Annotated in this window: 21 protein-coding genes; 13 read left to right on the plus strand and 8 right to left on the minus strand. The window is 63.6% G+C overall.

Annotation, left to right across the window (positions count from 1 at the left end; translation table 11 throughout):
• Positions 1 to 144 precede the first annotated feature (144 nt).
• The 3 genes from acnA to HU760_RS17205 all read left to right on the plus strand — a co-directional run bounded on the left by acnA (position 145) and on the right by HU760_RS17205 (position 5,489).
• Entirely contained in the window at positions 145 to 2,886 is a 2,742-nt protein-coding gene (acnA, locus tag HU760_RS17195; protein ID WP_186679295.1) for an aconitate hydratase AcnA, read from the plus strand.
• Between the two features lie 23 nt (positions 2,887 to 2,909).
• Positions 2,910 to 3,725, plus strand: coding sequence for a CPBP family intramembrane glutamic endopeptidase (locus tag HU760_RS17200; RefSeq protein ID WP_186679297.1), 816 nt, complete (start codon positions 2,910 to 2,912; stop codon positions 3,723 to 3,725).
• 198 nt (positions 3,726 to 3,923) lie between these two features.
• A complete protein-coding gene (locus HU760_RS17205) occupies positions 3,924 to 5,489 on the plus strand; it encodes a methyl-accepting chemotaxis protein (protein WP_186679299.1) in 1,566 nt (521 codons plus the stop codon).
• Between the two features lie 162 nt (positions 5,490 to 5,651).
• On the opposite strand, the gene HU760_RS17210 is transcribed toward HU760_RS17205, so the two are convergent.
• From HU760_RS17210 to HU760_RS17230, 5 genes are all read right to left on the minus strand, one after another.
• Positions 5,652 to 6,536, minus strand: a complete 885-nt coding sequence (locus HU760_RS17210) for a pseudouridine synthase (RefSeq protein WP_186679546.1) — start codon at positions 6,534 to 6,536, stop codon at positions 5,652 to 5,654.
• A gap of 51 nt (positions 6,537 to 6,587) precedes the next feature.
• Positions 6,588 to 6,896 carry a transcriptional regulator gene (locus tag HU760_RS17215; RefSeq protein ID WP_186679301.1) on the minus strand — a complete coding sequence of 103 codons (309 nt, stop codon included), beginning with the start codon at positions 6,894 to 6,896 and terminating at the stop codon, positions 6,588 to 6,590.
• 65 nt (positions 6,897 to 6,961) lie between these two features.
• A complete protein-coding gene (locus HU760_RS17220) occupies positions 6,962 to 7,393 on the minus strand; it encodes a D-Ala-D-Ala carboxypeptidase family metallohydrolase (protein WP_186679303.1) in 432 nt (143 codons plus the stop codon).
• Positions 7,394 to 7,501: 108 nt separating this feature from the next.
• Entirely contained in the window at positions 7,502 to 7,741 is a 240-nt protein-coding gene (locus tag HU760_RS17225) for a glutaredoxin family protein (protein ID WP_186679305.1), read from the minus strand.
• A gap of 72 nt (positions 7,742 to 7,813) precedes the next feature.
• The gene (locus tag HU760_RS17230; RefSeq protein ID WP_186679307.1) at positions 7,814 to 9,022 is read right to left on the minus strand and encodes an ammonium transporter; all 1,209 of its coding nucleotides are present in this window, start codon (positions 9,020 to 9,022) and stop codon (positions 7,814 to 7,816) included.
• Positions 9,023 to 9,331: 309 nt separating this feature from the next.
• Between HU760_RS17230 and HU760_RS17235 the strand changes: the two genes are divergently transcribed.
• The 8 genes from HU760_RS17235 to dacB all read left to right on the plus strand — a co-directional run bounded on the left by HU760_RS17235 (position 9,332) and on the right by dacB (position 18,358).
• Positions 9,332 to 9,646 (plus strand): ElaB/YgaM/YqjD family protein, encoded by a 315-nt coding sequence (locus tag HU760_RS17235; protein WP_170029062.1) that lies wholly within the window; start codon positions 9,332 to 9,334, stop codon positions 9,644 to 9,646.
• 9 nt (positions 9,647 to 9,655) lie between these two features.
• Entirely contained in the window at positions 9,656 to 10,030 is a 375-nt protein-coding gene (locus tag HU760_RS17240) for a phage holin family protein (RefSeq protein ID WP_051098817.1), read from the plus strand.
• Positions 10,027 to 10,356, plus strand: coding sequence for a hypothetical protein (locus HU760_RS17245; RefSeq protein WP_186679309.1), 330 nt, complete (start codon positions 10,027 to 10,029; stop codon positions 10,354 to 10,356). The genes HU760_RS17240 and HU760_RS17245 overlap by 4 nt, the downstream gene beginning before the upstream one ends.
• 94 nt (positions 10,357 to 10,450) lie before the next feature.
• Complete coding sequence (locus tag HU760_RS17250) at positions 10,451 to 11,782, plus strand: deoxyguanosinetriphosphate triphosphohydrolase (protein WP_186679311.1); 1,332 nt, start codon at positions 10,451 to 10,453, stop codon at positions 11,780 to 11,782.
• A gap of 281 nt (positions 11,783 to 12,063) precedes the next feature.
• Complete coding sequence (locus tag HU760_RS17255) at positions 12,064 to 12,681, plus strand: response regulator transcription factor (RefSeq protein WP_186679313.1); 618 nt, start codon at positions 12,064 to 12,066, stop codon at positions 12,679 to 12,681.
• An 8-nt stretch (positions 12,682 to 12,689) separates the two neighbouring features.
• A complete protein-coding gene (locus HU760_RS17260) occupies positions 12,690 to 16,316 on the plus strand; it encodes an ATP-binding protein (RefSeq protein WP_186679314.1) in 3,627 nt (1,208 codons plus the stop codon).
• Between the two features lie 41 nt (positions 16,317 to 16,357).
• Positions 16,358 to 16,702 carry a YggL family protein gene (locus HU760_RS17265; RefSeq protein ID WP_004376110.1) on the plus strand — a complete coding sequence of 115 codons (345 nt, stop codon included), beginning with the start codon at positions 16,358 to 16,360 and terminating at the stop codon, positions 16,700 to 16,702.
• A gap of 198 nt (positions 16,703 to 16,900) precedes the next feature.
• Entirely contained in the window at positions 16,901 to 18,358 is a 1,458-nt protein-coding gene (gene dacB, locus HU760_RS17270; RefSeq protein WP_186679324.1) for a D-alanyl-D-alanine carboxypeptidase/D-alanyl-D-alanine endopeptidase, read from the plus strand.
• Positions 18,359 to 18,430: 72 nt separating this feature from the next.
• On the opposite strand, the gene HU760_RS17275 is transcribed toward dacB, so the two are convergent.
• Both HU760_RS17275 and rlmKL read right to left on the minus strand, forming a co-directional pair.
• Positions 18,431 to 20,821, minus strand: coding sequence for a sensor domain-containing diguanylate cyclase (locus tag HU760_RS17275; RefSeq protein WP_186679334.1), 2,391 nt, complete (start codon positions 20,819 to 20,821; stop codon positions 18,431 to 18,433).
• Between the two features lie 94 nt (positions 20,822 to 20,915).
• Positions 20,916 to 23,108 (minus strand): bifunctional 23S rRNA (guanine(2069)-N(7))-methyltransferase RlmK/23S rRNA (guanine(2445)-N(2))-methyltransferase RlmL, encoded by a 2,193-nt coding sequence (gene rlmKL / locus HU760_RS17280; RefSeq protein WP_186679340.1) that lies wholly within the window; start codon positions 23,106 to 23,108, stop codon positions 20,916 to 20,918.
• A gap of 561 nt (positions 23,109 to 23,669) precedes the next feature.
• Between rlmKL and rmf the strand changes: the two genes are divergently transcribed.
• A complete protein-coding gene (gene rmf / locus HU760_RS17285) occupies positions 23,670 to 23,885 on the plus strand; it encodes a ribosome modulation factor (RefSeq protein WP_003248687.1) in 216 nt (71 codons plus the stop codon).
• A 150-nt stretch (positions 23,886 to 24,035) separates the two neighbouring features.
• Here rmf and HU760_RS17290 read toward each other — a convergent pair whose 3' ends face one another.
• Positions 24,036 to 25,058, minus strand: coding sequence for a quinone-dependent dihydroorotate dehydrogenase (locus HU760_RS17290; RefSeq protein WP_186679343.1), 1,023 nt, complete (start codon positions 25,056 to 25,058; stop codon positions 24,036 to 24,038).
• A gap of 216 nt (positions 25,059 to 25,274) precedes the next feature.
• Between HU760_RS17290 and HU760_RS17295 the strand changes: the two genes are divergently transcribed.
• Complete coding sequence (locus HU760_RS17295) at positions 25,275 to 26,489, plus strand: CmpA/NrtA family ABC transporter substrate-binding protein (protein ID WP_186679345.1); 1,215 nt, start codon at positions 25,275 to 25,277, stop codon at positions 26,487 to 26,489.
• Positions 26,490 to 26,493: the final 4 nt, after the last annotated feature.

Consider the following 26,493-nt stretch of genomic DNA (forward strand, 5'->3'; position numbering starts at 1 on the left):
ACGCCCCGCCGGTCCAGAAAAGGGTCAGGTAGCGCAAAGCGGTCTAACCTGACTTTTCAGCCAGGTCCGTAGCGTGCGGACCGATACAGAGCGGTGCCCCCGGCAACCCTGAATCGTGCCGGGCACCGGCAGAAGGAGTTGGCAATGCCCTCGCTCGATAGCCTGAACACACTCAAGCCCCTCAAGGTCGGCGACCAGACCTACCACTACTTCAGCCTCACCGAAGCCGCCAGACAGCTGGGCGACCTGCAGCGCCTGCCCATGTCGCTGAAAGTGCTGCTGGAAAACCTGCTGCGCTGGGAGGACGGCAAAACCGTTACCGGCGAGGACCTGCGCGCCCTCGCCCAATGGCTGGGCGAGCGGCGCTCCGACCGCGAGATCCAGTACCGCCCAGCGCGAGTTCTGATGCAGGACTTCACCGGCGTACCGGCCGTGGTCGACCTGGCCGCCATGCGCGCCGCCATGGCCAAGGCCGGTGGTGACCCGCAGCGAATCAACCCACTGTCACCGGTGGATCTGGTGATCGACCATTCGGTAATGGTTGACCGCTACGGCACACCGCAGGCCTTCAGCGAGAACGTCGACATCGAAATGCAGCGCAACGGCGAACGCTACGCGTTCCTGCGCTGGGGTCAGAGTGCCTTCGACAACTTCCGCGTGGTACCGCCAGGTACCGGGATCTGCCACCAGGTCAACCTGGAATACCTGGGCCGCACCGTCTGGACCCGTGAGGCTGATGGCCGCACCTACGCTTTCCCGGATACCCTGGTCGGTACCGATTCGCACACCACCATGATCAATGGCCTGGGCGTGCTCGGCTGGGGCGTGGGCGGCATCGAAGCAGAGGCGGCCATGCTCGGCCAACCGGTGTCGATGCTGATTCCGGAAGTGATCGGCTTCAAGCTGACCGGCAAGTTGCGCGAAGGCATCACCGCCACCGACCTGGTGCTGACCGTGACGCAGATGCTGCGCAAGAAAGGCGTAGTAGGGAAGTTCGTCGAGTTCTATGGCGATGGCCTGGCCGAACTGCCCTTGGCCGACCGCGCGACCATCGCCAACATGGCCCCGGAATACGGCGCCACCTGCGGTTTCTTCCCGGTCGACCAGGTGACCCTGGACTACCTGCGCCTGTCCGGCCGCCCCGAGGCGACCGTGCAACTGGTCGAGCAGTACTGCAAAACCCAGGGTTTGTGGCGAATGCCAGGGCAGGAGCCGCTGTTCAGTGACAGCCTGGCGCTGGACATGCACGAGGTCGAGGCCAGCCTGGCCGGGCCCAAGCGGCCGCAGGACCGCGTGGCCCTGGGCCAGGTCCGCCAGGCCTTTGACCACTTCATCGAACTGCAACCCAAACCGCTGGCCAAAGAAGTCGGCCGCCTGGAAAGCGAAGGTGGCGGCGGCGTAGCGGTGGGCAACGCCGACCAGGCCGGGGAAATCGACTACAGCCATCAAGGCCAGACCCATACTCTGCGCGATGGCGCGGTGGTGATCGCTGCGATCACCTCATGCACCAACACCTCAAACCCCAGTGTGATGATGGCCGCCGGGCTGGTGGCGAAAAAGGCCCTGGAAAAAGGCCTGCAACGCAAACCCTGGGTCAAGAGTTCACTGGCACCGGGCTCCAAGGTCGTCACCGACTACTTCAAGGCCGCCGGGCTCAGCACTTACCTCGACCAATTGGGGTTCGACCTGGTCGGCTATGGCTGCACCACCTGTATCGGCAACTCCGGCCCGCTGGATGACGCGATCGAAAAGGCCATCGGCAGCGCCGACCTCACCGTAGCCTCGGTGCTATCGGGCAACCGCAACTTCGAAGGCCGCGTGCACCCGCTGGTGAAGACCAACTGGCTGGCCTCGCCACCGCTGGTAGTGGCCTATGCCCTGGCCGGCACGGTACGCCTGGACCTGACCTGCGACCCGCTGGGTATCGGCAAGGACGGCCAGCCGGTGTACCTGCGCGACATCTGGCCCAACCAGCAGGAAATTGCCGCTGCCGTGGCCAAGGTCGACACGGCGATGTTCCACAAGGAATATGCCGAAGTGTTTGCCGGCGATGCGCAGTGGCAGGCAATCGAAGTACCGCAGGCGGCCACCTATGTGTGGCAGGCCGACTCGACCTACATCCAGCACCCGCCATTCTTCGATGATATTGGCGGGCCACCCCCGCAGGTCACCGACATCCGGGGTGCGCAAATACTGGCGTTGCTCGGCGACTCGGTGACTACCGACCACATTTCCCCGGCAGGCAACATCAAGGCCGACAGCCCGGCCGGGCGCTACCTGCGTGCCCAGGGCGTGGAGCCACGCGACTTCAACTCCTATGGCTCGCGACGCGGCAACCACGAAGTAATGATGCGCGGTACCTTTGCCAACATCCGTATCCGCAACGAAATGCTCGCAGGCGAGGAAGGCGGCAACACCTTGCATGTACCCAGCGGCGAGAAACTGTCGATCTACGATGCCGCCATGCGTTATCAGCAGGCGGGCACGCCGCTGGTGGTGATTGCCGGGCAGGAATACGGCACCGGCTCGAGCCGCGACTGGGCAGCCAAGGGCACCAACCTACTGGGGGTCAAGGCCGTACTGGCGGAAAGCTTCGAACGCATTCACCGCTCCAACCTGGTCGGCATGGGCGTACTGCCGCTGCAATTCACGGCCGGGCACAACCGCAAGCAACTGGGGCTGACCGGCAAGGAACAGATCGATGTACTGGGCCTGAGCGGCGCGCAGTTGCACCCGGGCATGAACCTGCAGCTGCGCATCACCCGCGAGGATGGGCAGCAGGAACAGATCGAGGTGCTGTGCCGGATCGATACCTTGAACGAAGTCGAATACTTCAAGGCCGGGGGGATACTGCATTACGTGCTGCGTCAGCTGATCGCGGGCTGAGCGGGTATGCTTGGGGGGCTGTTATGCAGCCCCCGTTTCCATTCACCCGAAAAGGACTCTTCGTGCCCCACCCTCACCTGCTCGCCCTGTTCCTGCTGGCACTCGGCTACGCCCTGGCCCTGGCCCACGGCAACCTCGGCAGCGCCACCCTGCCCACCGTTCTCGCCCTGCTTGCCAGCGGCCTGCTGGCACGCCGCCCCCAGCCTTGGCAACAGGCGTTGGGCCACACGTTGTTCATCCTGCTGGCCATCGCCCTGGCGCTGCATTGGCTACCAGGCTTCAACGCTGCCAAGGTGATCGACAACGCCACGTTCAGCCCCGGTAGCCAGCCCTTCACGCTGTACCTGAACCTGGACAAGCCACTGATCGGCGCCTGGCTGCTGCTGGCCTGCCCGTGGTTGGTCCTTTGGCGTAGCCGAGGCCTGACGACAACGCTACTGTGCATCTTGCCGCTAACCCTGGCCGCCTGCCTGGGCGGCGCCTGGGCCCTGGGCATGGTTGCATGGGCGCCGAAATGGCCGGAGCAAGCCTGGCTCTGGCTACTGAACAACCTGTTGTTGGTCAGCCTGACCGAAGAGCTGCTGTTTCGCGGTTATCTGCAAGGCAGCCTGCAGCGCCTGCTGCGCCACCAGGGGCTGGCGTTGTTCGCCGCCGCCATGCTATTCGGCCTGGCCCATCTGGGGGCTGGCTGGCAGTGGGTATACCTGGCCACCCTCGCCGGTGTCGGTTATGGCCTGGCATACCGCTGGGGCGGCGTGGCGGCGGCCGTGCTTTGCCATTTCGGCCTGAACCTGGTGCATTTCGCGCTGTTCAGCTATCCGATGCTGGCTCTTGGCTAGCAAATCGGTCATCATCTGACTTCTCCGTCATTAATCCATAATAAAAACGCAATAATGGCGCCAACAGGCTTGAACGTGCTCTTCGGTTACCCCAGATCAAATAATGGCTTATTGCCATAGATCAAGCCTTGCAAATATTCATTCAATAAAACCAGGGCCTTGCCGATAGCTTTGGAAAGCCCTGCGGACTATCAACCCATGCGTAACAACCAGCCGATTACCCAGAGAGAAAGGACTTTCCCTGCCCAGCAGCGGTTGATCTCCACCACCAATGCCAAAGGTGTGATCACTTACTGCAACGATGCTTTCATCGAGATCAGTGGTTTCACCCGCGAGGAACTGACCGGCGCGCCGCACAACCTGGTGCGCCACCCGGACGTGCCACCTGCCGTGTTCGCCCACATGTGGCAAACCCTCAAGCAGGGCCAGCCGTGGATGGGCATCGTCAAGAACCGCTGCAAGTCCGGCGACCATTACTGGGTCAACGCCTATGTCACGCCGATCTTCGACAATAACCAGGTGGTCGGCTTCGAATCGGTGCGGGTCAAACCCACTGCCGAACAGATTCGTCGCGCCGAGGCGCTGTACCAGCGCATCAACCAGGGCAAGCCGCCAGTACCGCGCCGCGACAAGTGGCTACCGGTGCTGCAGGACTGGCTGCCGTTCATCCTGATCAGCCAGGTGGGCTTCCTGATCGGCAACTGGCTCGGCCATTCCTGGGGCTTCGCCCTGGCCGCCGGGCTTTCCGTACCCCTGGGCCTGCTCGGCCTGGGCTGGCAGCAGCGCGGCCTCAAGCGCCTGCTACGCCTGGCCGAACAGACCACTTCCGACCCGCTGATTGCACAAATGTACACCGACAGCCGCGGGGTACAGGCACGCCTGGAAATGGCCATGCTGAGCCAGGACGCACGCATGAAAACCTGCCTGACCCGCCTGCAGGACAGCGCCGAACACCTCAGCGAACAGGCGCGCCAGTCCGACGCCTTGGCTCACAAGAGCTCTTCCGGGCTGGAACGCCAGCGAGTGGAAACCGAGCAAGTCGCCGCCGCAGTCAATCAGATGGCCGCCACCACCCAGGAAGTGGCCAACCACGTGCAGCGCACCGCCGACGCCACCCAGGAAGCCAACCGCCTGACCAGCCAGGGTCGGCAGATTGCCGGGGAAACCCGCGAAGCCATCGAGCGCCTGTCGGCGGCAGTGGGCGAGACTGGCCAGACGGTGACCCAATTGGCCAAAGACAGCGACGAGATTGGTGGCGTGGTCGACGTGATCAAGGGGATCGCCGATCAAACCAACCTGCTGGCATTGAACGCGGCCATCGAAGCGGCACGTGCAGGCGAAATGGGCCGTGGCTTTGCCGTGGTTGCCGACGAAGTGCGCCAGCTGGCGCAGCGCACCGCCGAATCCACCGGGCAGATTCATGGGCTGATCGCCAAGCTGCAACAGACCGCCAGCAACGCCGTGCTGACCATGGAAACCGGCCACCGCCAGGCGCAGGAAGGTGTAGACCGTGTGATGCAGGCCGACGAGGCGCTGGTGGGCATCAGCGAAGCAGTGGCCAACATCACCGACATGGCGACCCAGATTGCGGCAGCGACAGAGGAGCAGACGGCGGTGGCGGACGAGATCAGCCGCAACATCAGCACCATTGCCGAGCTGGCCGACCAGACTGCCGAACAGGCCCAGCACTCGGCACTGCTCAGCGAGGAGTTGACCAGCACAGCGGGTACCCAGTACTCACTGGTGGAGCGCTTCAACCGCTAAGGCCGTTTCCGCTGGGAGCGGCTTCAGCCGTAATCACCGGCATAGCCGGTGCCATCCACCGCGCCGCCTGCTTCGCGGATAAATCCGCTCCTACAGTGGACGCTATTCCTGTAGGAGCGGTTTCAGCCGCGCCCCCCGGCACAGCCGGTGCCATCCAGCAGATTACCAATCCAGGCGCAAGCGGCTCTCGAAATAGCGCTCTTCCCCACTCAATGGGTCCTCGAAACGCAAGCTCTGCGCCAGCAGTTTCAGCGGCTGCTGGTAGTCATCCTCTTCCTTGAGCAACTGCGGATAGAACGGGTCATTGCTGATCCCGGCGCCCAATGCCGCCATGTGCACGCGCAACTGGTGGGTCTTGCCGGTCACCGGCGACAACCCGTAGCGCCACAGGTCGCCATGCTTCTCCAACACTTCGGCCCACGTTTCGCTGTTGGCCTCACCCTCGATTTCATGCATGCGGAAAAACGGCTCGCCATGCACCAGGCGGCTTTTATGCACCAGCGGAAAATCGTGTTGCGGCATCGCTGCAGCAATGGCCTGGTAGCGTTTGTCGATGCGCCGCTCGGGAAACAGCCGCTGGTAGGCACTGCGGCTCTGCGGATTGGCGGAAAACAGCACCAGCCCGGCGGTATGCCGGTCGATTCGGTGCAATGGCACCAGGTGCGGGTTACCCAGGCGGCGAATCAGGCGGCGCAGCAACGTCTGCTCGACGTATTCTCCGCTCGGCGTCACTGGCAGGAAATGCGGCTTGTCCGCCACCACAAGGTGCTCATCCACATGAAGCACCTCTTCCTGCACCGGGATCGGCCGCTCGTTCGGCACTTCGCGAAAGTAGTGCAGACGCATGCCCCGTTTGTACGGCAGCTCAGCCGCTACTGCTCGCCCCTCGGCATCCAGCACCCGGCCGCGGGCAAAGCGATCGAGCCATTGGGCCCGGTCGATGGCCTTGAAATGGTCACACAGGCAGTCGAGTACCGTCGCCCAGTTACCGGGTGGCAGGCACACCGTGCTGGCTTGCTGGCGGGCGGGGTCGAACGGCGTGGTCATGGCAGGGCTCGAAACGTTCATGGCCGCGCATTATCCCCCAAGCCCGCGCCCTCAACCAGCCTTGGCCATCGCCTCGCTGCGCTCCTTCAGCCAACGCAATACCTGCACCGGCTCCCAGCGGCCAGGGTCATAAAGGGCATACAGCAACCCCTGGTAACCCACCACATCCAGCCCGCGGTGATAGCCGGCACGCTGAAACAAGGCCTCTATCTCGGCAAAGCAGGTATTGAAGTGGACCTTGCCGAACGGTGTGCGCTCGTCAATTACCAGGCCTTCGAGGCGCAGTTCCAGAACGGCGTCGGCTACCCGTTCGACGGGCATGCGGTTGACGCTGTACTTGAGTTGCTCGACGTTGAGCATGGCTTCACCTCGACACTGTATTTATATACAGCATACGAACATCCTCTTGCCGCCGTCAATGCGCTTCATTGCAGCCCCACTTGACAGCCGCTGTCTTTGCGGATGGTCAGTACCTGTCGGCGGGGCGTGCCTGGGGTCACCGACAGGTGTACCCATTGGTCGAACTCGAGGATCAGCTGGTCGAAGGGAATGGCGCTTTCGCTGATGCGGCGCACGGCTTCGCGCGGGCTTACTTCGATCACTGTGAAGTCGGCGGCCAGCCCTTGCGAATGCTTGCTTGTCGGTGCCCCGCCAATGCGGCTGTTGACTGCGGGGCTACGATAGCCGCTGCTGACGATGACCGGCGCGCCGAAAAGTGCGCGTACCTGCTCCAGGACATTGCACAACAGTTGCAGGTTGGCACGCGCCTCGGCTGGCGGGTCATTGTCGAGCCCTTCCCTGGCGGCGATCTGCGAAACGGTCATTTCTTCGAGGGTGAAATGGGGGGAAATAAGCATGGCTGGAGTCCTGATGATCGGTGGCAAAGGCCGGCCTCAGTTTGCCGGCAGTTGATCATCACGACGCAGCGCGCCGCATGGAGCAGGGAGGCACCTCCCCTGGTGCCGTTATTGCGCGAGAAACGCCACGACCTGCTCCGCATCGAACGGCCAATGCAGCTCGGCGCCATTGTCGCAGCGCCGCAGCACCGGAATGATCAGGCCGTAGCGCTCGACCATCGCCTCGCTTTCGCTGATATCGACCAGTTCCACCAACAAGCCGTGGTCGACGAAGGGCATCAGCACAGCCTCGGCCACTTCGCACAGGTGGCAGCCGAGGGTGCCGAACAGTTGGCATTCAGGCAGCATGGGCAGGTTCCGGTTTGGCATGCACAGAAGCCTATTCTAGGCCGCTCCTGCCCAGCGCGCACCTGACCTGGCTCAATCCTGGCTGGTAGCGCCGATACGGTGCAACGACAGGTCGGCGCCCTGGAACTCCTGCTCATGGCTCAAGCGCAGGCCATGCAGCGCGCGGATCGCGCCGTATACGGCAAAGCCACCGGCCAGCGCCACCAGCACGCCCAGCAGGCTGCCCAGCAATTGGCTGACCAGGCTGACACCGCCAATACCGCCCAGGGCCGCCTGGCCGAACACACCACAGGCCAGGCCGCCCCACACGCCGCACAGGCCATGCAATGGCCACACGCCCAGCACATCATCGATCTTCCAGCGGTTCTGCGCCGCCGTGAAGGTCCAGACGAACAGCGCACCGGCGACCAGGCCGGTGACCAGTGCGCCAACCGGGTGCATCAGGTCGGAGCCCGCGCAAACCGCCACCAGCCCGGCCAACGGCCCGTTATGCAGGAAACCCGGGTCGTTTCGGCCGGCCAGCAAGGCCGACAGGGTGCCACCGACCATGGCCATCAACGAATTGATCGCCACCAGGCCGCTGACCCCCTGCAGGGTTTGCGCACTCATGACGTTGAAGCCGAACCAGCCAATGATCAGGATCCACGACCCCAGCGCCAGGAACGGGATGCTCGACGGCGCAAACGCCACCAACCGGCCATCGCGATAGCGCCCTCGACGCGCGCCCAGCAGCAGCACCGCGGCCAATGCCAGCCAGCCGCCCATGGCGTGCACCACCACCGAGCCGGCAAAGTCATGGAATGGCGCACCAAAGCGTGCCTGCAACCAGGCTTGCAGACCGAGGTTGCCGTTCCACACCACCCCCTCGAAGAACGGGTAGACGAACGCCACGATCAACGCCGTGGCGCACAGCTGCGGCACGAAGCGCGCCCGCTCGGCGATGCCCCCGGAGATGATCGCCGGGATCGCTGCGGCGAAGGTCAGCAGAAAGAAGCACTTGACCAGCGCATAACCTTGGTCGGCCGCCAGGGCGGCTGCCGGCTGCAGGAAGTTGACCCCGTAGGCGATCCAGTAGCCGATGAAGAAGTACACCAGCGCCGAGATGGCAAAATCGCTGAGAATCTTCGACAAGGCATTGACCTGGTTCTTGTGGCGCACCGTACCCACTTCGAGAAACGCGAAGCCGGCATGCATGGCCAGCACCAGGATGGCGCCCATGAGAATGAACAGGGTATTGGAACCGTGGACCAGAGAGTCCATTGCGCTGTGCATGTTTTCCATGAAATAGGCAGACCTGCAAAAAGGCACCAGAACAGTTCAAGAACCTGCATCCATGCACCTAATCGGTGCCAACCCCCTGCCCTGTTTCGGTGAGCCTGGGGCCTGCGCGGTTTTTTCTTGGGTTTGTCGTGGATTGGGTTAAGGTTTATCGGTAGCCGCTGCGTCGGCGCCCTGAATCGGCGCAATACCAGCCCGGAACGCCCCGCAACGTGGCAAAGCCTTAGCAAGGCCCATACCAGCGCCGGGCACTTGAACCTTCCGCGTGTGCTATCACTCGAACTACCAACATTCATCGACAGGGAGACACCCATGGCCAGCAAATCGGCAAAGACTGCACAAGAGATATTGATGGCTGACTTCCAGGCGCTGGTGCGCGACACCGAAAAGCTGCTGGCCGACACCGCCAACCTGGCCGGCGACCAGGCGGACGAATTGCGCGGACAGATTCACGAACGCCTGGCCCAGGCCCGCGAAACCCTGCAATTGACCCAGGACTCGGTGCGCGAACGCGGCCAGGCCGCGTTGGGCAGCGCCGAGCAGTACGTGCAGGAAAACCCGTGGCAGGCGATCGGCATCGCGGCGGGCGTCGGGCTGTTGATCGGCCTGCTGGCCAACCGCCACTGAGGGGATACCATGGATAACGACGCCAACGGCGCAAGCGCTTCAGGCAAGCGCCTGGGCGCGGCTGCGCTGGGGCTGCTGCACAGCCATATCGAACTGTTCGGCATCGAGTTGCAAGAACAGAAGGGCCGCACCCTGAGCCTGCTGTTGTTCGCCGGCCTTGCCCTGGTGTTCGCCTTGCTGCTGCTGACGGCCTTGTCCGGGCTGTTGTTGGTGCTGCTGTGGGACAGTTATCGCCTGGCCGGCATCATCGGCCTCTGTGTGTTCTACGGCATCGCCGCACTGTACTGCGGGCTGCGCCTCAAGGCAGCGGTGTTCGATGAGTCGTCACCGTTCGGTGCCACCCTCGAGGAACTCGCCAAGGACCGGGAGCGCCTGTTGCCATGAGCCTGCCAGAACTGCCAGACACGCGTAACCCGCGTGAATTGCGCAAGGCGCTGTTGCGCCTGCGCATGGAAATGCACCGCCAGGAAATCCGCCACGAATCCGCGCAGCTGCTGGAACCGCTGCGGCGCGTGCGTGGCATGGGCAACTCGCTACAGGACGGGCTGGGCATCAAGCATGCACCGCTGTGGGGGATCGGCGCCGTGGTGGCGCTGGGTTTCCTCACCGGCAAGGGCGTGCGCAGCGGTAACCTCGCGCGGCTGCTGCGCCTGGGCACCACCGTGCTACCGCTGCTGCGCCTGTATCTGCAAGCCAACCGCCGTCCTTGAGCGTTTTATGCCGCCTGCGATGGCCTCATCGCAGGCTTGCGCTGACCTTTCGGACAGTCGAAGCTATACCCCTCGATGCACAGGAGACCGCGCCTTGGACTGGCACACCCTGCTCACCCGCGAACGCCTGGGCAAAGCGCTGTACAGCGCCGATGAACTTGGGCGCAGCCCTTTTCACAAAGACCACGACCGCATCATCTTCTCCGGTGCCTTCCGCCGCCTTGGGCGCAAGACCCAGGTGCACCCGGTTTCCAGCAACGACCACATCCACACGCGCCTGACCCACTCGCTGGAAGTCAGCTGCGTCGGTCGCTCGCTGGGCATGCGTGTCGGCGAAACCCTGCGCGACAGCCTGCCGGACTGGTGCGCCCCCAGCGACCTTGGCATGATCGTGCAGTCAGCCTGCCTGGCCCATGACATCGGCAACCCTCCGTTCGGCCACTCCGGCGAAGATGCCATCCGCCACTGGTTCCAGCAGGCCGCCGGGCGCGGCTGGCTGGATGACATGAACGACGACGAGCGCGCCGACTTCCTCAACTTCGAAGGCAATGCCCAAGGGTTTCGTGTACTCACCCAGCTGGAATATCACCAGTTCGACGGCGGTACCCGGCTGACCTATGCCACCCTCGGCACCTACCTGAAATACCCATGGAGCGCGCGCCACGCCGACGCCCTGGGCTACAAGAAGCACAAGTTCGGCAGTTACCAGAGCGAACTGCCCCTGCTCGAGCAGATCGCCCGCAAGCTAGGCCTGCCGCAACTGGAACACCAACGCTGGGCACGCCACCCGCTGGTCTACCTGATGGAGGCCGCCGATGACATCTGCTATGCGCTGATCGACCTGGAAGACGGCCTGGAAATGGAGCTGCTGCAATACGCCGAAGTCGAAGCGCTGCTGCTCGACCTGGTCGGCGAAGACCTGCCGGAAACCTACCGCCAGCTCGGCCCGGGCGATTCCCGGCGGCGCAAGTTGGCCATCCTGCGCGGCAAGGCCATCGAACACCTGACCAACGCCGCCGCCCGTGCCTTCGTCGAGCAACAGCGGGCCTTGCTGGCCGGCCAGCTGGCGGGCGACCTGGTCGAACACATGCATGGCCCGGCCAAACGCTGCGTGCTGCAGGCCAAGGCCATGGCGCGCAACAAGATCTTCCAGGACAAGCGCAAGACTCTGCACGAGATCGGCGCCTATACCACCCTGGAAATCCTGCTGAACACCTTCTGTGGCGCGGCCCTCGAACAGCATGGCGGGCGCACGCCCTCGTTCAAGAGCCGCCGGGTGCTGGACCTGATCGGCAACAATGCCCCTGACCCGCACGGCTCCCTGCACAGTGCCTTCCTACGCATGATCGACTTCATCGCCGGGATGACCGACAGCTATGCCAGCGAAATGGCTCGCGAAATGACCGGGCGCTCCAGCCCGGTCTGAACCGTACCGGTGCAGCCCGGGCACGCCCGGTGCTGCCGTCCCCGCCTGAAGGAAACTTCCTACATATACACCCGACAGACCAAACAATATGATTAAAGATAAATGTTTGGTTACCAAACTTGTTTTGACATCGTACTGACCCTGCCTATTTCGTAGCCAGATTTGTTTTATCTTGTAAGCCATTTCCCATATAGGGTTAATAGCCCATCCTCGCATGCCCGATGACTTCCAACTGCGTTAAGGTGCCGCCTGTCACCTCAATCGCCCGCAGGAAGTTGAACATGCAATCCATATTTATTGTCGACGACCATCCTGTCATCCGCCTGGCTGTGCGTATGTTGCTGGAGAACCAGAACTACAAAGTCGTCGGCGAGTCGGACAACGGCGTGGACGCCATGCAGATGATTCGCGAAACCAACCCCGACCTGGTCATTCTCGACATCAGCATTCCCAAGCTGGACGGGCTGGAGGTGCTCTCCCGCTTCCAGGCCATGGCGTTGCCATTGAAGGTTCTGGTATTGACCGCACAATCACCGGCATTGTTTGCCGTACGCTGCATGCATTCGGGTGCCGCAGGCTATGTGTGCAAGCAGGAAGACTTGAGCGAACTGCTCAGTGCAATCAAGGCGGTGCTGGCCGGTTATAACTATTTCCCCAGCCAGGCGATAAAGCACAACCAGGCAGTGGATGCCGACCTGCAACTTTTCCGCCAGGTGAATGACCGTGAGCTGATGGTACTGCAGCTGTTTGCTCAAGGCCGCAGCAACAAGGAAATTGCCAAGGGCATGTTCCTCAGCAGCAAGACCGTCAGCACATACAAGAAGCGCCTCATGCACAAACTTCAGGTCGACACGTTGGTCGACCTGATCGAAATGGCCAAGCGCAACGCACTGGTCTGAGGATGGTCATGGCGTGCCCAATCGCTCGCCTGCTGCCCGCTCTGCTCCTGCTCAGCAGCGTGGCACAGGCTACACATCAAGAGGCCTCTTCCTACGCGTTGCTGGCCCGGTCATCGGCCTGGCCCGCACAGCCAGCGCTCACGGCCGAACAACGACAATGGCTCGACAGCCGTCAGGAACTGGTGCTGGGTACCTCGGCACCGGACTACCCACCCTTTGACATTACCAGTGGCGGCCGCGACTATCAGGGCCTGACAGCCGAGTATGCCAGCCTGATCGGCAAGGCCCTGCGGTTACCGGTGAGGGTACTGCGCTTTTCCAGCCGGCAGGCGGCGGTGGAGGCGCTCCGCCACGGCGACATCGACCTGCTTGGCAGTGCCAATGGCTACGAGGCAGCCAGCGACGGCCTGGCGCTTTCGCACCCCTACGCCATCGATCAACCGGTGCTGGTAACGCGTGAAGACGAAAGCCGGGCATTGGACATGGGATTGCCCGGCATGCGCCTGGGCATGCTCTACCACTACTTGCCCAGGCAGGAAGTTCTGGGTGCCTACCCCAAGGCCGAGCTGCTGGCCTTTGGGTCTTCCAGCCAGGCCTTGAATGCCGTGGCGTTTGGCCAGGCGGACGTGTTCATCGGGGATACCATTTCCACCCACTATCAGCTCAACCGTGGCCACTTGCCACGCCTGCGCATGGCCAACTTCGGCAAGCACGAGGCCATCGGCTTCGGCTTTGCCCTGCGCCAGCAGGACAGGCTGCTGATGGAACTGGTGAATGCCGTGCTGGACAGCCAGCCCTCCGCCATACGCACCAGCATCTTCAAACGCTGGAGCGCCGGTAGCGACTTGCTGCTGAGCGACCGCAAGCTGCAACTGACCGAAGCCGAGGAGCAATGGCTGCGGGATCACCCGGTGATGCGTGTGGCGATAGATGATACAGCCGCACCGGTGTCCTATTTCGACGGTGCGGGGTATTTTCGCGGAATTACCGCCGACCTGCTGGAACTCATTCGCCTGCGTACCGGCTTGCGCTTCGAAGTGCAGCGCGCCAGTGGCATTGCCGACATGATTGCCCGCCTCAAGGATGGCCGCGCCGATGTCATCGCTGCGCTGGCCGCTGGCGGGGAGGCCGAGGACAACCTGCAAATCAGCCGTCCTTATCTGGAAAGCGCCTATGTGCTGGTCAGTCGCAAGGACAACGAGGCACCTGCCTCGCTGGAGCAGTTGCACGGGCGTCGTATTGCGATTACCCGCTATAGCGCCATGGATGCCATGCTGTCGCTGCACTATCCACAAATTGGCTGGATCGAGACGGAAAGCACGTTCTACTCCATGGCGTTGCTCAACAGCGGCGCAGTCGATGCGGTGATTACCACCCTGGTCGACGCCAACCATGCCCTGGCCAGCAATCCCGAACTGGTCATCCGCACCACCGTCGGTAGCGAACCGGCCAATTTCGCCATGGCGACCAGCGCCTCGTCCCAGCTGCTGGTATCGATCCTCGACAAGGCCCTGCTGAGCATCTCGCCGGAGGAACTGGGGGTGATCAACAACCGCTGGCGTGGCTACGACCTGCACGATGACGGCAACGGCCGAGACTACCGTCGGCTCGCGGTGCAGCTGATACTCGGCGCTGCCGTGCTATTGCTGCTGGCCCTGCTCTGGAATGCCCGCCTGCGCTTGCAGATCCGCCAGCGCCAACGCGCCGAACGCGCGCTGAACGACCAACTGGCGTTCATGCGCGCCCTGCTCAACGGCACGCCCCACCCCATGTACGTGCGTGACCGCGAGGGCTGCCTGCAGAGTTGCAATTTCAGTTACCTGGAGGCCGTGCAGGCCCGCTCCGATGAGGTCATTGGCAAACGCCTGAAAGACAGCCTGTTCGCCGAGTACGAGCATATCCGCCAGATCGAGGCAGACTATCTGAAGGTGATGGCAGCCGGCACCCCGCTGATCATGGACCGGCCACTACAGATCAAGGGCCGCGAGATGACTATCTATCACTGGATTCTTCCGTATCGCGACTCGCTGGGCGAGGTCCAGGGCATCATCGGCGGCTGGATCGATATCAGCGACCGCCGCCAGCTGGTCACGGAACTGCGCCAGGCCAAGCAACAGGCCGACGATGCCAACCGCGCCAAGAGCACGTTCCTGGCGACCATCAGCCACGAGATCCGCACCCCGATGAACGCGGTCATCGGCATGCTGGAACTGGCAGCCAAGCGTGCCGACCAGGGCCGGGTGGACCGCAGCGCACTGGAACTGGCCCACCACTCGGCAAAGGACCTGCTGGGCCTGATCGGCGACATCCTCGATATCGTGCGCATCGAGTCCGGGCACTTGACCCTCGCCCCGGAGACCGTCGACCTGGCGGGCCTGGTCGAATCGGTGGGGCGCATTTTCGAGGGCCAGGCACGGCAGAAAGGCCTCGCCCTGGAAGTGATGATCGCCCCGGCAGCACGCTGCCATGCACTGCTCGACCCACTGCGTTTCAAGCAGGTGTTGTCCAACCTGGTGAGCAACGCCATCAAATTCACCGAACATGGCCAGGTGCGCATCAATGTCAGCCTGGATGTGGCCTGCACCCCCGCAATGCTGGAGCTGGAAGTGCGCGACAGTGGCATCGGCATACCTGCTGATGACCTGCAACGCCTGTTCAACCCGTTCATCCAGGCCAATCCGCACAGCCAGGGTGCCCGCGCGGGAACCGGGCTGGGCCTGGCCATCTGCCGCAACCTGTGCGAGATGATGGGCGGGGACCTCAGCATCAAGAGCCTTGAAGATGTCGGTACCCAGGTACGCCTGAAGATGCCGCTGCAGCAGGTGGACGCCCCAGCGCAGCAAGCCCCGTTGCCTGAAGAGCTCGACGTGCCCGACCCACGGCTGAGCGTGCTGGTGATCGACGACCATCCGGCCAACCTGCAGCTGATGGCCCAGCAACTTGGCTACCTGGGCCTGGACCATGCCAGTGCCCGCGACGGCCGTGAAGGCCTGGCAACCTGGCGGGCGGGCGACTTCGATGTGCTGGTGCTCGACTGCAACATGCCACACATGAACGGCTATCAACTGGCGTCCGCGGTACGTAGCGAAGAACGCCATGGCAAGCGCTCGCGCTGCACCATTCTCGGCTACACCGCCAACGCACAACCGGAGGTACGGCGCAAATGCCTGAGCGCCGGCATGGATGACTGCCTGCTCAAGCCCATCAGCCTGAGCACGCTCAGCCAGCGCCTGGCCGGTATACGCCCGCGGCGCCAGCAGAAACGCCGGCGCAAGCGGTATAACCTGGACGGGCTGGCCGCGGTGGTCGGGCATGACCCCAACGACCGCCAACGCTTCCTGGATGCCCTGCAGCAGAGCCTGCAGGCCGACCTGGTCACGTTGATGGCACTGCACCCCGAGCACGACAGCGGCGCCATCGGTGAACAGGCGCACAAGGTGCTCAGCGCCGCACGCATGCTGGAAGCGCCCGAGCTGATGGCGGCCTGCGAAGCCCTGGAGGCCAGCGGCTTGTCCACCGCCCAGCTGCGCCTGCGGCGCCAGGCACTGGCGCGGCACATGTGCCGGGTGGAACGTGCCCTGGCCAGAGAACTGGCTAGCGGTACCTGCACAGAGGCAGGCAGCCAGGCGTGTTAACTGGTAGACTGCGCGGCGTTATTACCTAAGAGGATTGTTTCATGGCCACAAACCGCTCCCGTCGTCTGCGCAAGAAGCTGTGTGTCGACGAGTTTCAGGAATTGGGCTTCGAGCTGAACCTGGAATTCAAGGAAGATCTGGATGACCAGGCAATCGATGCTTTCCTCGACGCGTTCCTGGCAGAAGCCATGGACGCCAACGGCCTGGACTATGTAGGCGGTGACGATTTCGGCCTGGTGTGCTCGGTCAAACGCGGCTCGGTCAGCGAAGAACAGCGTGCAGCCGTTGAAGCCTGGCTCAAGGGCCGCAGCGAACTGACCAAGATCGAGGTCAGCCCGCTGCTGGACGCCTGGTACCCGGAAAAGCCGATCAACAAGGCCGAGTAATATTGGCCCGATCGCTGAAAAGGCCACCTTGACGGTGGCCTTTTTCATGGGCAGTGGTTTTTCCATGGTTGGTGCTTTTCTGTCGAACGTGGCGCATCGTCGCTGCGCTTGGGGCATAATGCGCATTCTTTCATCCTGGGGCCATCATCCTTTACAGCCCCAATGCCCTTTCCCCTCGCCGTAGGGTATTTACTCACTATGATCAAAACGCTTCGTCCCCTGATGCTTGCCGGCCTGCTGCTGCCATTCGCCCTGTCCAGCCAGGCCGCCGCCGTCAATACCACCCTGCCCGTCAAAGTGCAGCAGGCCCTCAAGGCCAGCAAGCTGCAGGACTCGGCGCTGTCGCTGGTGATGCTGCCGCTGGACGGCCCTGGCACGCCGACCGTATTCAATGCCGATGTGTCGGTGAACCCGGCCTCGACCATGAAACTGGTCACCACCTATGCAGCCCTCGAACTGCTTGGCCCGACCTTCCAGTGGAAGACCGAGTTCTACACCGATGGCACGCTCAGCAACGGGGTGCTCAACGGCAACCTGTACCTCAAAGGGGGTGGCGACCCGAAACTGAACATGGAAAAGCTGTGGCTGCTGATGCGTGACCTGCGCGCCAATGGCGTGCGCACCATCACCGGCGACCTGGTGCTGGACCGCAGCCACTTCGTGCAGCCCAACCTGCCGCAGTTCAACGATGACGGCGGCGATGAGAACAAGCCGTTCCTGGTCAAGCCGGACTCGCTGATGATCAACCTCAAGGCCCTGCGCTTCGTGGCCCGCAATGATGGCGGCAAGGTCACCATTGCGGTCGAGCCGCCGATTGCCAGTATCCGCATCGACAACCAGGTCAAGGCGGTGGCCTCCAGGCAGTGCTCGGGTGATGTGCGCTACAACCCGGTGCCGCAGGCCGATGGCATCAGCGTAACGGTCAGCGGCCAGCTGGGTGAGGGCTGCAACTCGCAGACCTACCTGTCGCTGCTTGACCACCCGACCTACGCCGCCGGTGCCGTGCGCGCGATCTGGAACGAGCTGGGTGGCAGCATCCAGGGTGGCGACCGCTTCGAGAACGTGCCCAAGGGTGCACGCCTGCTGGCCCGCGCCTTCTCGCCAGACCTGGTGGAAGTGATCCGTGACATCAACAAGTACAGCAACAACACCATGGCCCAGCAGCTGTTCCTGAGCCTTGGCGCGCAGTTCCGCACCGATGCCGATGGCGACGATGCCCGCGCCGCCCAGCGCGTGGTGCGTCAATGGCTGGCGAAGAAAGGCATTACCGCACCGCACCTGGTCATGGAAAACGGCTCCGGCCTGTCGCGCGCCGAGCGGGTCAGCACCCGGGAAATGGCTGCAATGCTGCAGGCCGCCTGGAAAAGCCCTTACGCCGCCGAGTTCATCAGCTCGATGCCGCTGGTGGGCATGGACGGCACCATGCGCAAGCGCCTGAAACGCACGGCAATGTCGGGTGAAGGGCACATCAAGACCGGCACCCTGAACACCGTGCGGGCGATCGCTGGCTTCAGCCGTGACAGCAATGGCCATACCTGGGCGGTGGCGGCAATCCTCAACGACCCGAAACCGTGGGGCGCATCGCAGGTGCTCGATCAGGTGCTGCTGGACCTGTACCGCCAGCCGAAGCTGGCCGGCAGCACTGCAGCCAACTGATTTCAGCGGCCCTGCAACACAGGGGGCGGCTGACGTGGCCGCCCCTACCCCGATCACGCCCACCATGACCAGTCAGGCCGACTCCCCCTCCACCCGGTCGCGCCCAGCCTGTTTGGCCGCGTACACTCCGGCATCGGCGCGCAGCAGCAAGGCATCGGCCCCCTCTCCCCGTCGCCAACCCGCTACTCCAAAGCTGGCAGTCACCCTGCCCACACCCTCCACCGGCACGTTGCGCACCCCTTGCCACAGCTCCAGCGCCAGTTGCCGCGCCTGCTCGGCATCGCTACCTGGGCACAACACCATGAATTCCTCGCCACCCAGCCGGCAGAATACGTCGGTACGCCGCAAACGCTGGCCGATGCGCAGGCACAAACTGCGCAGCACACGGTCGCCGACGGCGTGGCCGAAGCGGTCGTTGATGCGTTTGAAGTGATCGATGTCGAGCATGATCACCGCCAGCGCCTGGCCATCGCGCTGGGCCCGTTCCAGCTCGGACTTCAGCCGTTCCTGGAAATAGCGGCGGTTATGAATGCCGGTCAGCGAATCGGTCACCGACAGCGTCCGCAACTCCTCCTCCACGCTCTTGAGGTCGGAGATATCGGTCAGGTAGCCATGCCACAGGGTGCACCCTTGCTCGCCCACCTCCGGCGTCGCCTCGCCACGAACCCAGCGCAATCCGGCACGTGGCAGGCAGACCCGGTATTCTTCGCGCCAGGGCGACAGGTGCTCGGCCGAGTAGCGCACTGAACGGCGTACCCGCTCCAGGTCATCGGGGTGGATGCGCTCGAACACCGCCGTGGCATCCTCGCGCAACTGCTGCAGGTCGACTTCGTAGATGTCGTACAGGCCCATGCTGGCGTAGGGGAAGCACGAATGGCCATCGCTATCCAGGCGGTACTGGTAGATACCACCTGGCACTTCGGCACTGAGCTTTTCCAGCAGGCGATCACGCGCCGCCAGCGCCTCATGTACCCGACGCCGTTCGGTGACATCGATGCAGATCGCCAGGTAGCCCGTCCACAAGCCTTGTTCATCGAGCATGGCAGTGACCAGCATGTTGGCCACCAGTTGACTGCCATCGGCACGCAACAGGGTCCACTCTCCCGGCTCGGCGCCATGCGCCTGCACCGTTTCGGCGAACATGGCCTGGCCGCCAGTGATCGGCCGGCCGTAACGCAGGCTCAAGGCGTGGGCGCGCTGGCTCAGCTCCTCGGGCAGCACCAGGTCCTCGAGGTGCAGTTGGCCAATCGCCTCGCTGGCCAAGTAACCGAGCATACGCTCGGCACCCGCGTTGAAGGTGCTGATGACACCCTTGAGGTTGGTGGCGATGATCGCCACCTGGGTCGCCGCATCCAGCACGCTGCGCAGCTGATTATGGGTGCCGCGCAGGGATTGCTCGCTGACCCGCAGCTCGGCGGTGCGCTGCTCGACCAGAGCCAAGGCGCGCTGGCGCTGGCTGAACAGGCTGTAGAACAGAACGCTGAGCAGCAGGCTCAACAACCCGCCCAGCAAGCTCACCGCCAGCACTGCGGAGGAACGGTTGGCCTGCATGAACGCCAGGCTCGGCCTGATACTCAGTTGGTAGTGGCGGTCGGCCAGATGCAGCAGTTGATTGCTCGCCAGCGCCAAGGGGGCAACCGGGTTCTGCGAATCGAACAACACTTCCGGGCCATGCAAGCCTGAGGGGTCGACGATACGCATGACCAGGTTGTCGTCTGCTGCCACCAATTGCCCATCACTGACCAGCGCACGCATGCTCAGCAAGGCCACCACGTAGCCGACTGCCGCGCCGCCGGACCTGGAATAGGCAAATACCGGCGCCACCATCAGCAAGCCGCGTGCATCCGAGGTTGTATCGAACATGGCCAGCGATCCGGAAACCGCCATGCTGCCTGGCCCGAGCGCCCGCGCCAGTGCCGCCCCGGACGTGGCCTGGCCGGCGAGGTCCAGCCCATAGGGCAACCCAGGCAATTCGCCCGACTGGGCATACAGCACCGGGAAGTAATGGTCACGCAGGGCGGCGGGGTGCCATTGGCCACGTTCGTCCTGGTCACGGACTACATAACCCGGGCCAAGATACACGCTGGCCTGGCGCTCGAATTCGCCACGTTGTGCAGCTTCGACACGCGGTGCCCAGGCATAGGCCAAGGTCCGCTGCAACAATGGCCGGGCGTAGGCGTTGAATGCCTGCGGGGTGATTGCCTCGGACAAGCTGAAGAACCGCCGCAGCCCGTCCAGGCGCTGCTGCTGTTCGTCAAAGCGCCCGGCGATACGGTTGTAACGCTCGTTGGCCAGCAGCTCGAAGCGCTGGCGCAACTGCTGCTTGTAGAAGGCTTGCGCGGCAAGTGCCAGAACGGCCGTCAGCAGGCCACCCACCAGCAGGGCGACCAGCGCCACAGCCCAGGCGGGCACCCCCTCTGTGCACAGGCCAAGCAACCGCGCACGTACGCCACCCTTCGACATACACCCATCTCGTCATGTCAGCGTCCTGCGGATTATCTTGCCCTTCTGTCATTTATAGCTATTGGCCATCAGCCGCGCAATGTACCTCGTCGCCTCACCGCAGCTGCAAACGCCAGGCACGATGAATGCGGTTGTTGCGGGCGAAATCCGGATCCAGCGTCTGGGCGGTGATTTCCTCCACGGCGTATCGCGTCATCAGGTGTTCGTCCAGCTGGAACTTGCGGAAGTTGTTGGAGAAGTACAACACACCGCCCGGAGCCAGGCGGGCCATGGCCAGGTCCAGCAGTTGCACGTGGTCCCGCTGCACATCGAACACGCCCTCCATGCGCTTGGAGTTGGAGAAGGTCGGCGGGTCGATGAAAATCAGGTCGTAGCTGTCGCGGTTGCCTTCCAGCCAGGCCATCACGTCACCCTGCTCCAGGCGGTTACGTTCGGAGAAACCGTTGAGCGCCAGGTTGCGCCGCGCCCAGTCCAGGTAGGTTTTCGACAGGTCGACGCTGGTTGTACTGCGCGCCCCGCCCTTGGCTGCGTGCACGGTGGCCGTGGCGGTGTAGCAGAACAGATTGAGGAAGCGCTTGCCGGCGGCCTCGCGCTGGATGCGCATGCGCATCGGGCGGTGGTCGAGGAACAGGCCGGTGTCGAGGTAGTCGGTGAGGTTGACCAGCAGCTTGACGCCGCCTTCGTTCACTTCCTGGAAACGGCCCTCGGTGGCTTGACGCTCGTACTGGCGCGTACCGCTCTGCCGCTCGCGACGCTTGAGCACCACCCGCTGCGGCGAAATGCCCAAGGCCTGCGGGATGGCCGCCAGCGCGTCGAGCAGGCGTGCCTGGGCCTTGTCCGGGTCGACCGAACGTGGCGCGGCATATTCCTGCACGTGTACCCAGTCCTGGTACAGGTCGACTGCCAGGGCATACTCGGGCATGTCGGCATCGTACAGGCGGTAGCAATCGACCTGCTCGCGGCGAGCCCACTTGCCCAGTTGCCGGAGGTTTTTCTGCAGGCGGTTGGCAAACATCTGCGCGCCTTCCGACAGGCGCGCCGGCTCGCTGGCCACCGGCGCCTGCGCGTCGATGTCTGCGCCTTGCGCGGGCAGCTCACGGCGCTCCCCGGTCACGAACTGGTCAGGCTGCACCTTGAACAGCAACAGCTTGCACGGCAAGGCGCCGTTCCAGAACGCATACTGCTTGTGGCTGCGAATGCCCATGCGCTTGCCCAGCTGCGGCGCGCCGGTAAATACCGCGGCCTCCCAGCCCATGCAGGCCTGGCGCAGGCGTTCGCCGAGGTTCTGGTAGAGGTACAGCAGGCTGGCTTCGTCGCCCAGGCGCTCGCCATAGGGCGGGTTACTGATGACCAGGCCTTTCTGGTTCTGGTCCGGACGCGGCTCGAAGGTGCTGACCTCGCCCTGGTAGATCTTCACCCAGTCGCCCAGGCCGGCACGCTCGACGTTATTGCGCCCTGGCTGGATCAACCGTGGGTCGGCCTCGTAGCCACGAATCCACAGCGGCGGCCTGGCCAGGCCGGCTTCGGCCCGCGCCTGCGCCTCTTCATGCACCTTGCGCCACAACGCCGGCACGTGGCCGAGCCAGGCACTGAAGCCCCAACGTTCACGCTTGAGGTTGGGGGCGATGTCGGCGGCGATCATCGCAGCTTCGACCAGGAAGGTACCGACACCGCACATCGGGTCGGCCAGCGCGCCACCTTCGGCGGCAATGCGCGGCCAACCGGCACGGATCAGCACCGCCGCCGCCAGGTTTTCCTTCAGCGGTGCAGCGCCTTGCTGCAAGCGGTAGCCACGCTGGTGCAGGCTGTGCCCGGACAGGTCGAGGGAGAGGATGGCTTCACCACGGTCCAGGCGCAGGTGCACACGTACGTCAGGGTCGATCTTTTCCACTGACGGGCGCTGGCCTTCGCGGTTGCGCAGCTTGTCGACGATCGCATCCTTGACCTTCAGCGCACCGAAGTGGGTGTTGTCGATGCCGGAACCGTGGCCACTGAATTCCACCGCCAGGGTGCCGTCGGCAGCCAGGTGGTCGGCCCAGTCGACAGCATGCACGCCGTGATAAAGGTCGTCGGCGTTCTTCATGGAGAAGCGCTTGAGCACCAGCAGTACCCGGTTGGCCAGACGTGACCACAGGCACAGGCGGTAGGCGGTTTCCATGTCGGCGGCGCCGCGGATGGCCGAGGTGTGCTCGCGCACGTCATCCAGGCCGAGGCCCCGGGCTTCTTCGGCAAGCAGGCCTTCCAGGCCTTTGGGGCAGGTGAGGTAGAGTTCGAAACGGTCCGACATGAGTAATCCAGCGCCTTGGGCTATTTGACTGACGGAGCGACGCATCGCCCCGCGATGTTTGCCCGCACCCCTTTCCAGCAGGCATGCGGGTGGCCTTCCCCGGCACGCGAGCGTGCGGTGAACGGCCGGGCCGCCTGACCAATCTGCGCCTGGCCCAGTGGCAAGGACAGCTTAGATCATCAGGCAGTACGTAAAATTCTGGCGACAGCGGGGCCAATGTGACCCTTCGTCGCATTTCAAATTATTTCCGTCATCCGCAAGCCGCGCTGGCGAAATGGCGTCAATGTTCAGCAAACCCTGATCATAGCGGGCTCAACGGTAAACAAGGTTGAGTCGCATTTATTTACTTATCCCCTCACCCTTGGAAAGGTTACGTCCTTATGACAAATCGATCATTCACACCGTGACCTGCATTCGATAGAACTGGTCTCAGGCCGCTTCGCAACGAGGCGGCACTTTCAGCTCGCCACGCCGGCAGCGAGCGCACACCGGCAGAAAGACTCTGCCCGGCCTCGGAGAGGCCGACGGGACATTACAGTCAACAAGTGAGGGCAACACCCTATGAGAAGACTTAAGCGTGATCCGTTGGAAAGAGCATATTCACGTGGCTACCAATACGGGGTCACCGGCAAATCCCGCGAACTTTGCCCCTTCAATCTTCCTTCTGTTCGCCAAGCCTGGATCAACGGCTGGCGTGAAGGTCGCGGTGATAACTGGGACGGAATGACTGGCACCGCTGGCATCCATAGACTCAACGAAAATCACGCCGTTGGCTGAACGAGGACACTGAATTCGATTTACCATGCACGCCCTATCCGGGCGGCGGGCGAAGGCCCAGGGGCCCCTTGATGGGGCCCTTTTTTATGGCTTCGATTCGGCATCCACGCTGGCTTTTTCGCAGGTTCCCCGGCAAATGGGCCCGTCAGGTCAACGCGGCATCGCAGCGATCGCGTCCACCGCCTCGCGAATCAGCGCCGGCCCCTTGTAGATGAAGCCCGAGTAGATCTGCACCAGGCTCGCACCGGCAGCGATCTTTTCTGCAGCATGGCGGCCTTCGGTAATGCCCCCGGCCGCAATGATCGGCAATTTGCCGCCCAGCTCGCCCGCCAGCACCTTGACGATGTGGGTGCTCTTCTCCAGCACCGGCGCGCCCGACAGGCCGCCGGCCTCGCCACCGTACGGCAGCCCTTCGACACCTTCACGGCCCAGCGTGGTGTTGGTGGCGATCACCGCATCCATGCCCGACTCCATCAGCGCGGCGGCCACCAGTGCGGTTTCTTCGTCGCTCATGTCCGGGGCAATCTTGATCGCCAGCGGCACGCGCTTGCCGTGCGCGCCTGCCAGTTGCTCGCGGCGCTCGGCCAGGGCATCGAGCAGTTGCTTGAGCGAATCGCCGAACTGCAGGCTGCGCAGGCCCGGAGTGTTCGGTGAACTGACATTGACGGTGATGTAGCTGGCGTCGGTGTAGACCTTGTCCAGGCAGATCAGGTAGTCATCGACGGCGCGCTCGACCGGGGTGTCGAAGTTCTTGCCGATGTTGATGCCCAGCACGCCTTTGTAACGTGCCGCGCGCACTCGACCGAGCAGGTGATCGACGCCCAGGTTGTTGAAGCCCATGCGGTTGATGATCGCCGTGGCCTCCGGCAGGCGGAACAGGCGTGGCTTGGGGTTGCCCGGTTGCGGACGTGGGGTGACCGTACCGATCTCGACAAAGCCGAAGCCCAGCTGGGCGAAACCGTCGATGGCCGCGCCGTTCTTGTCCAGGCCGGCCGCCAGCCCTACCGGGTTGGCGAAGTTCAAGCCCATGACCGTAACCGGCAATGCCGCCGGCTGCTTGCACAGCATGCCGTTGAGGCCGAGCCGGCCACCGGCACCGATCAGGTCCAGGGAAAGGTCGTGGGAGGTTTCCGGAGAAAGCTTGAACAGCAGCTGGCGGGCCAGGGTATACATGGGCGGCAAGGCTCGGGGTGAATGAGCGGGCGATTATAGCCAGCGTGGGGCTGGCATGACAGCAAATCATGGGGCCGCTGTGCAGCCCATCGCCGGCTTGCCGGCGATGAGGCCGGAACAGGCAGCACAAGACAATTGCTGGCGCAGGGCCCTGCCAGGTGGCACATGCGTTGCACCAGTAAACCTACAGCCTTATCAGTACGGGCGAGGAACCTTGTGAACACTGTACCCCGAGCAACGCCCCTGGCCTGGGTCAACGGCAGCGACGCGCCGGAAAAGCCCAGCCTGAATATCGGTTACATGGCCCTGACCGACTGCGCCTCGGTGGTGGTCGCCGCCACCCAGGGCTTCGCCCAGCAACATGGCCTTACCCTGAACCTCAAGCGCCAGGGTTCCTGGGCCGGGCTGCGCGACAAACTGGTCAGCGGCGAACTGGATGCGGCGCATTGCCTGTATGGCCTGGCCTACGCCGTGCACCTGGGCATCGGCGGCGTACCGGCCAGCGCCATGGCCGTGCTCATGGGGCTGAACCAGAATGCCCAGGCAATCAACTTGTCCCCAGCCCTGCAGCGCAAGGGCGTGACCAACCCCGAAGCACTGGCACGCCTGGTGCACCAGCATGGCGCACGCCTGACCTTCGCCCAGACCTTCCCCACCGGCACCCATGCCATGTGGTTGTATTACTGGCTGGCCAGCCAGGGCATCCACCCGTTGCGCGACGTCGACAGCGTGGTGGTGCCGCCAGCGCAGATGGCCGCGCACATCCAGGCCGGGCGCATCGACGGCTTCTGCGTAGGCGAACCCTGGGCTGCCGATGCCGTGGCCAGGGGCCAGGGCTTCACCCTGGCCACCAGCCAGTCGATCTGGCCGGACCACCCGGAAAAGGTCCTGGCCTGTGCCCGCGCCTTCGCCGAACAATACCCCAACAGCGCCCGCGCACTGATCAAGGCGATCCTCGCCGCCAGCCGCTTCATCGAGCAAAGCCCGGAGAACCGCCGCAGCACCGCACAGCTGCTCAGTGGCAGCGCCTACCTGGACACCCCGCTGGAGCGCATCGAACCGCGCCTGCTCGGCCATTACCAGGACGGCCTGGGCAACCACTGGCAAGACCCGCACGCCTTGCGTCTGCACGATCATGGCAGGGCCAACCTGCCTTACCTGTCAGATGGCATGTGGTTCATGACCCAGTTTCGCCGCTGGGGCCTGCTGCGCGAAGACCCCGACTACCTCGGCGTGGCCACCCAGGTCCAGCAACTGGCGCTGTACCGTGAAGCCGCGCAAAGCCTGGGCGTGGCCTGCCCCGAACAGGCAATGCGCAGCAGCCTGCTGATCGACGGCACCCGCTGGGATGGCAGCGACCCCTACGCCTACGCCCGCAGTTTCAGCCTGCATGCCCTGGGCGAGCTGCCCGATACCCGTGTCGGCGCGTAAGGGG

Source organism: Pseudomonas oryzicola, assembly GCF_014269185.2.
In the GTDB taxonomy this organism is placed as follows: Bacteria; Pseudomonadota; Gammaproteobacteria; order Pseudomonadales; family Pseudomonadaceae; genus Aquipseudomonas; species Aquipseudomonas oryzicola.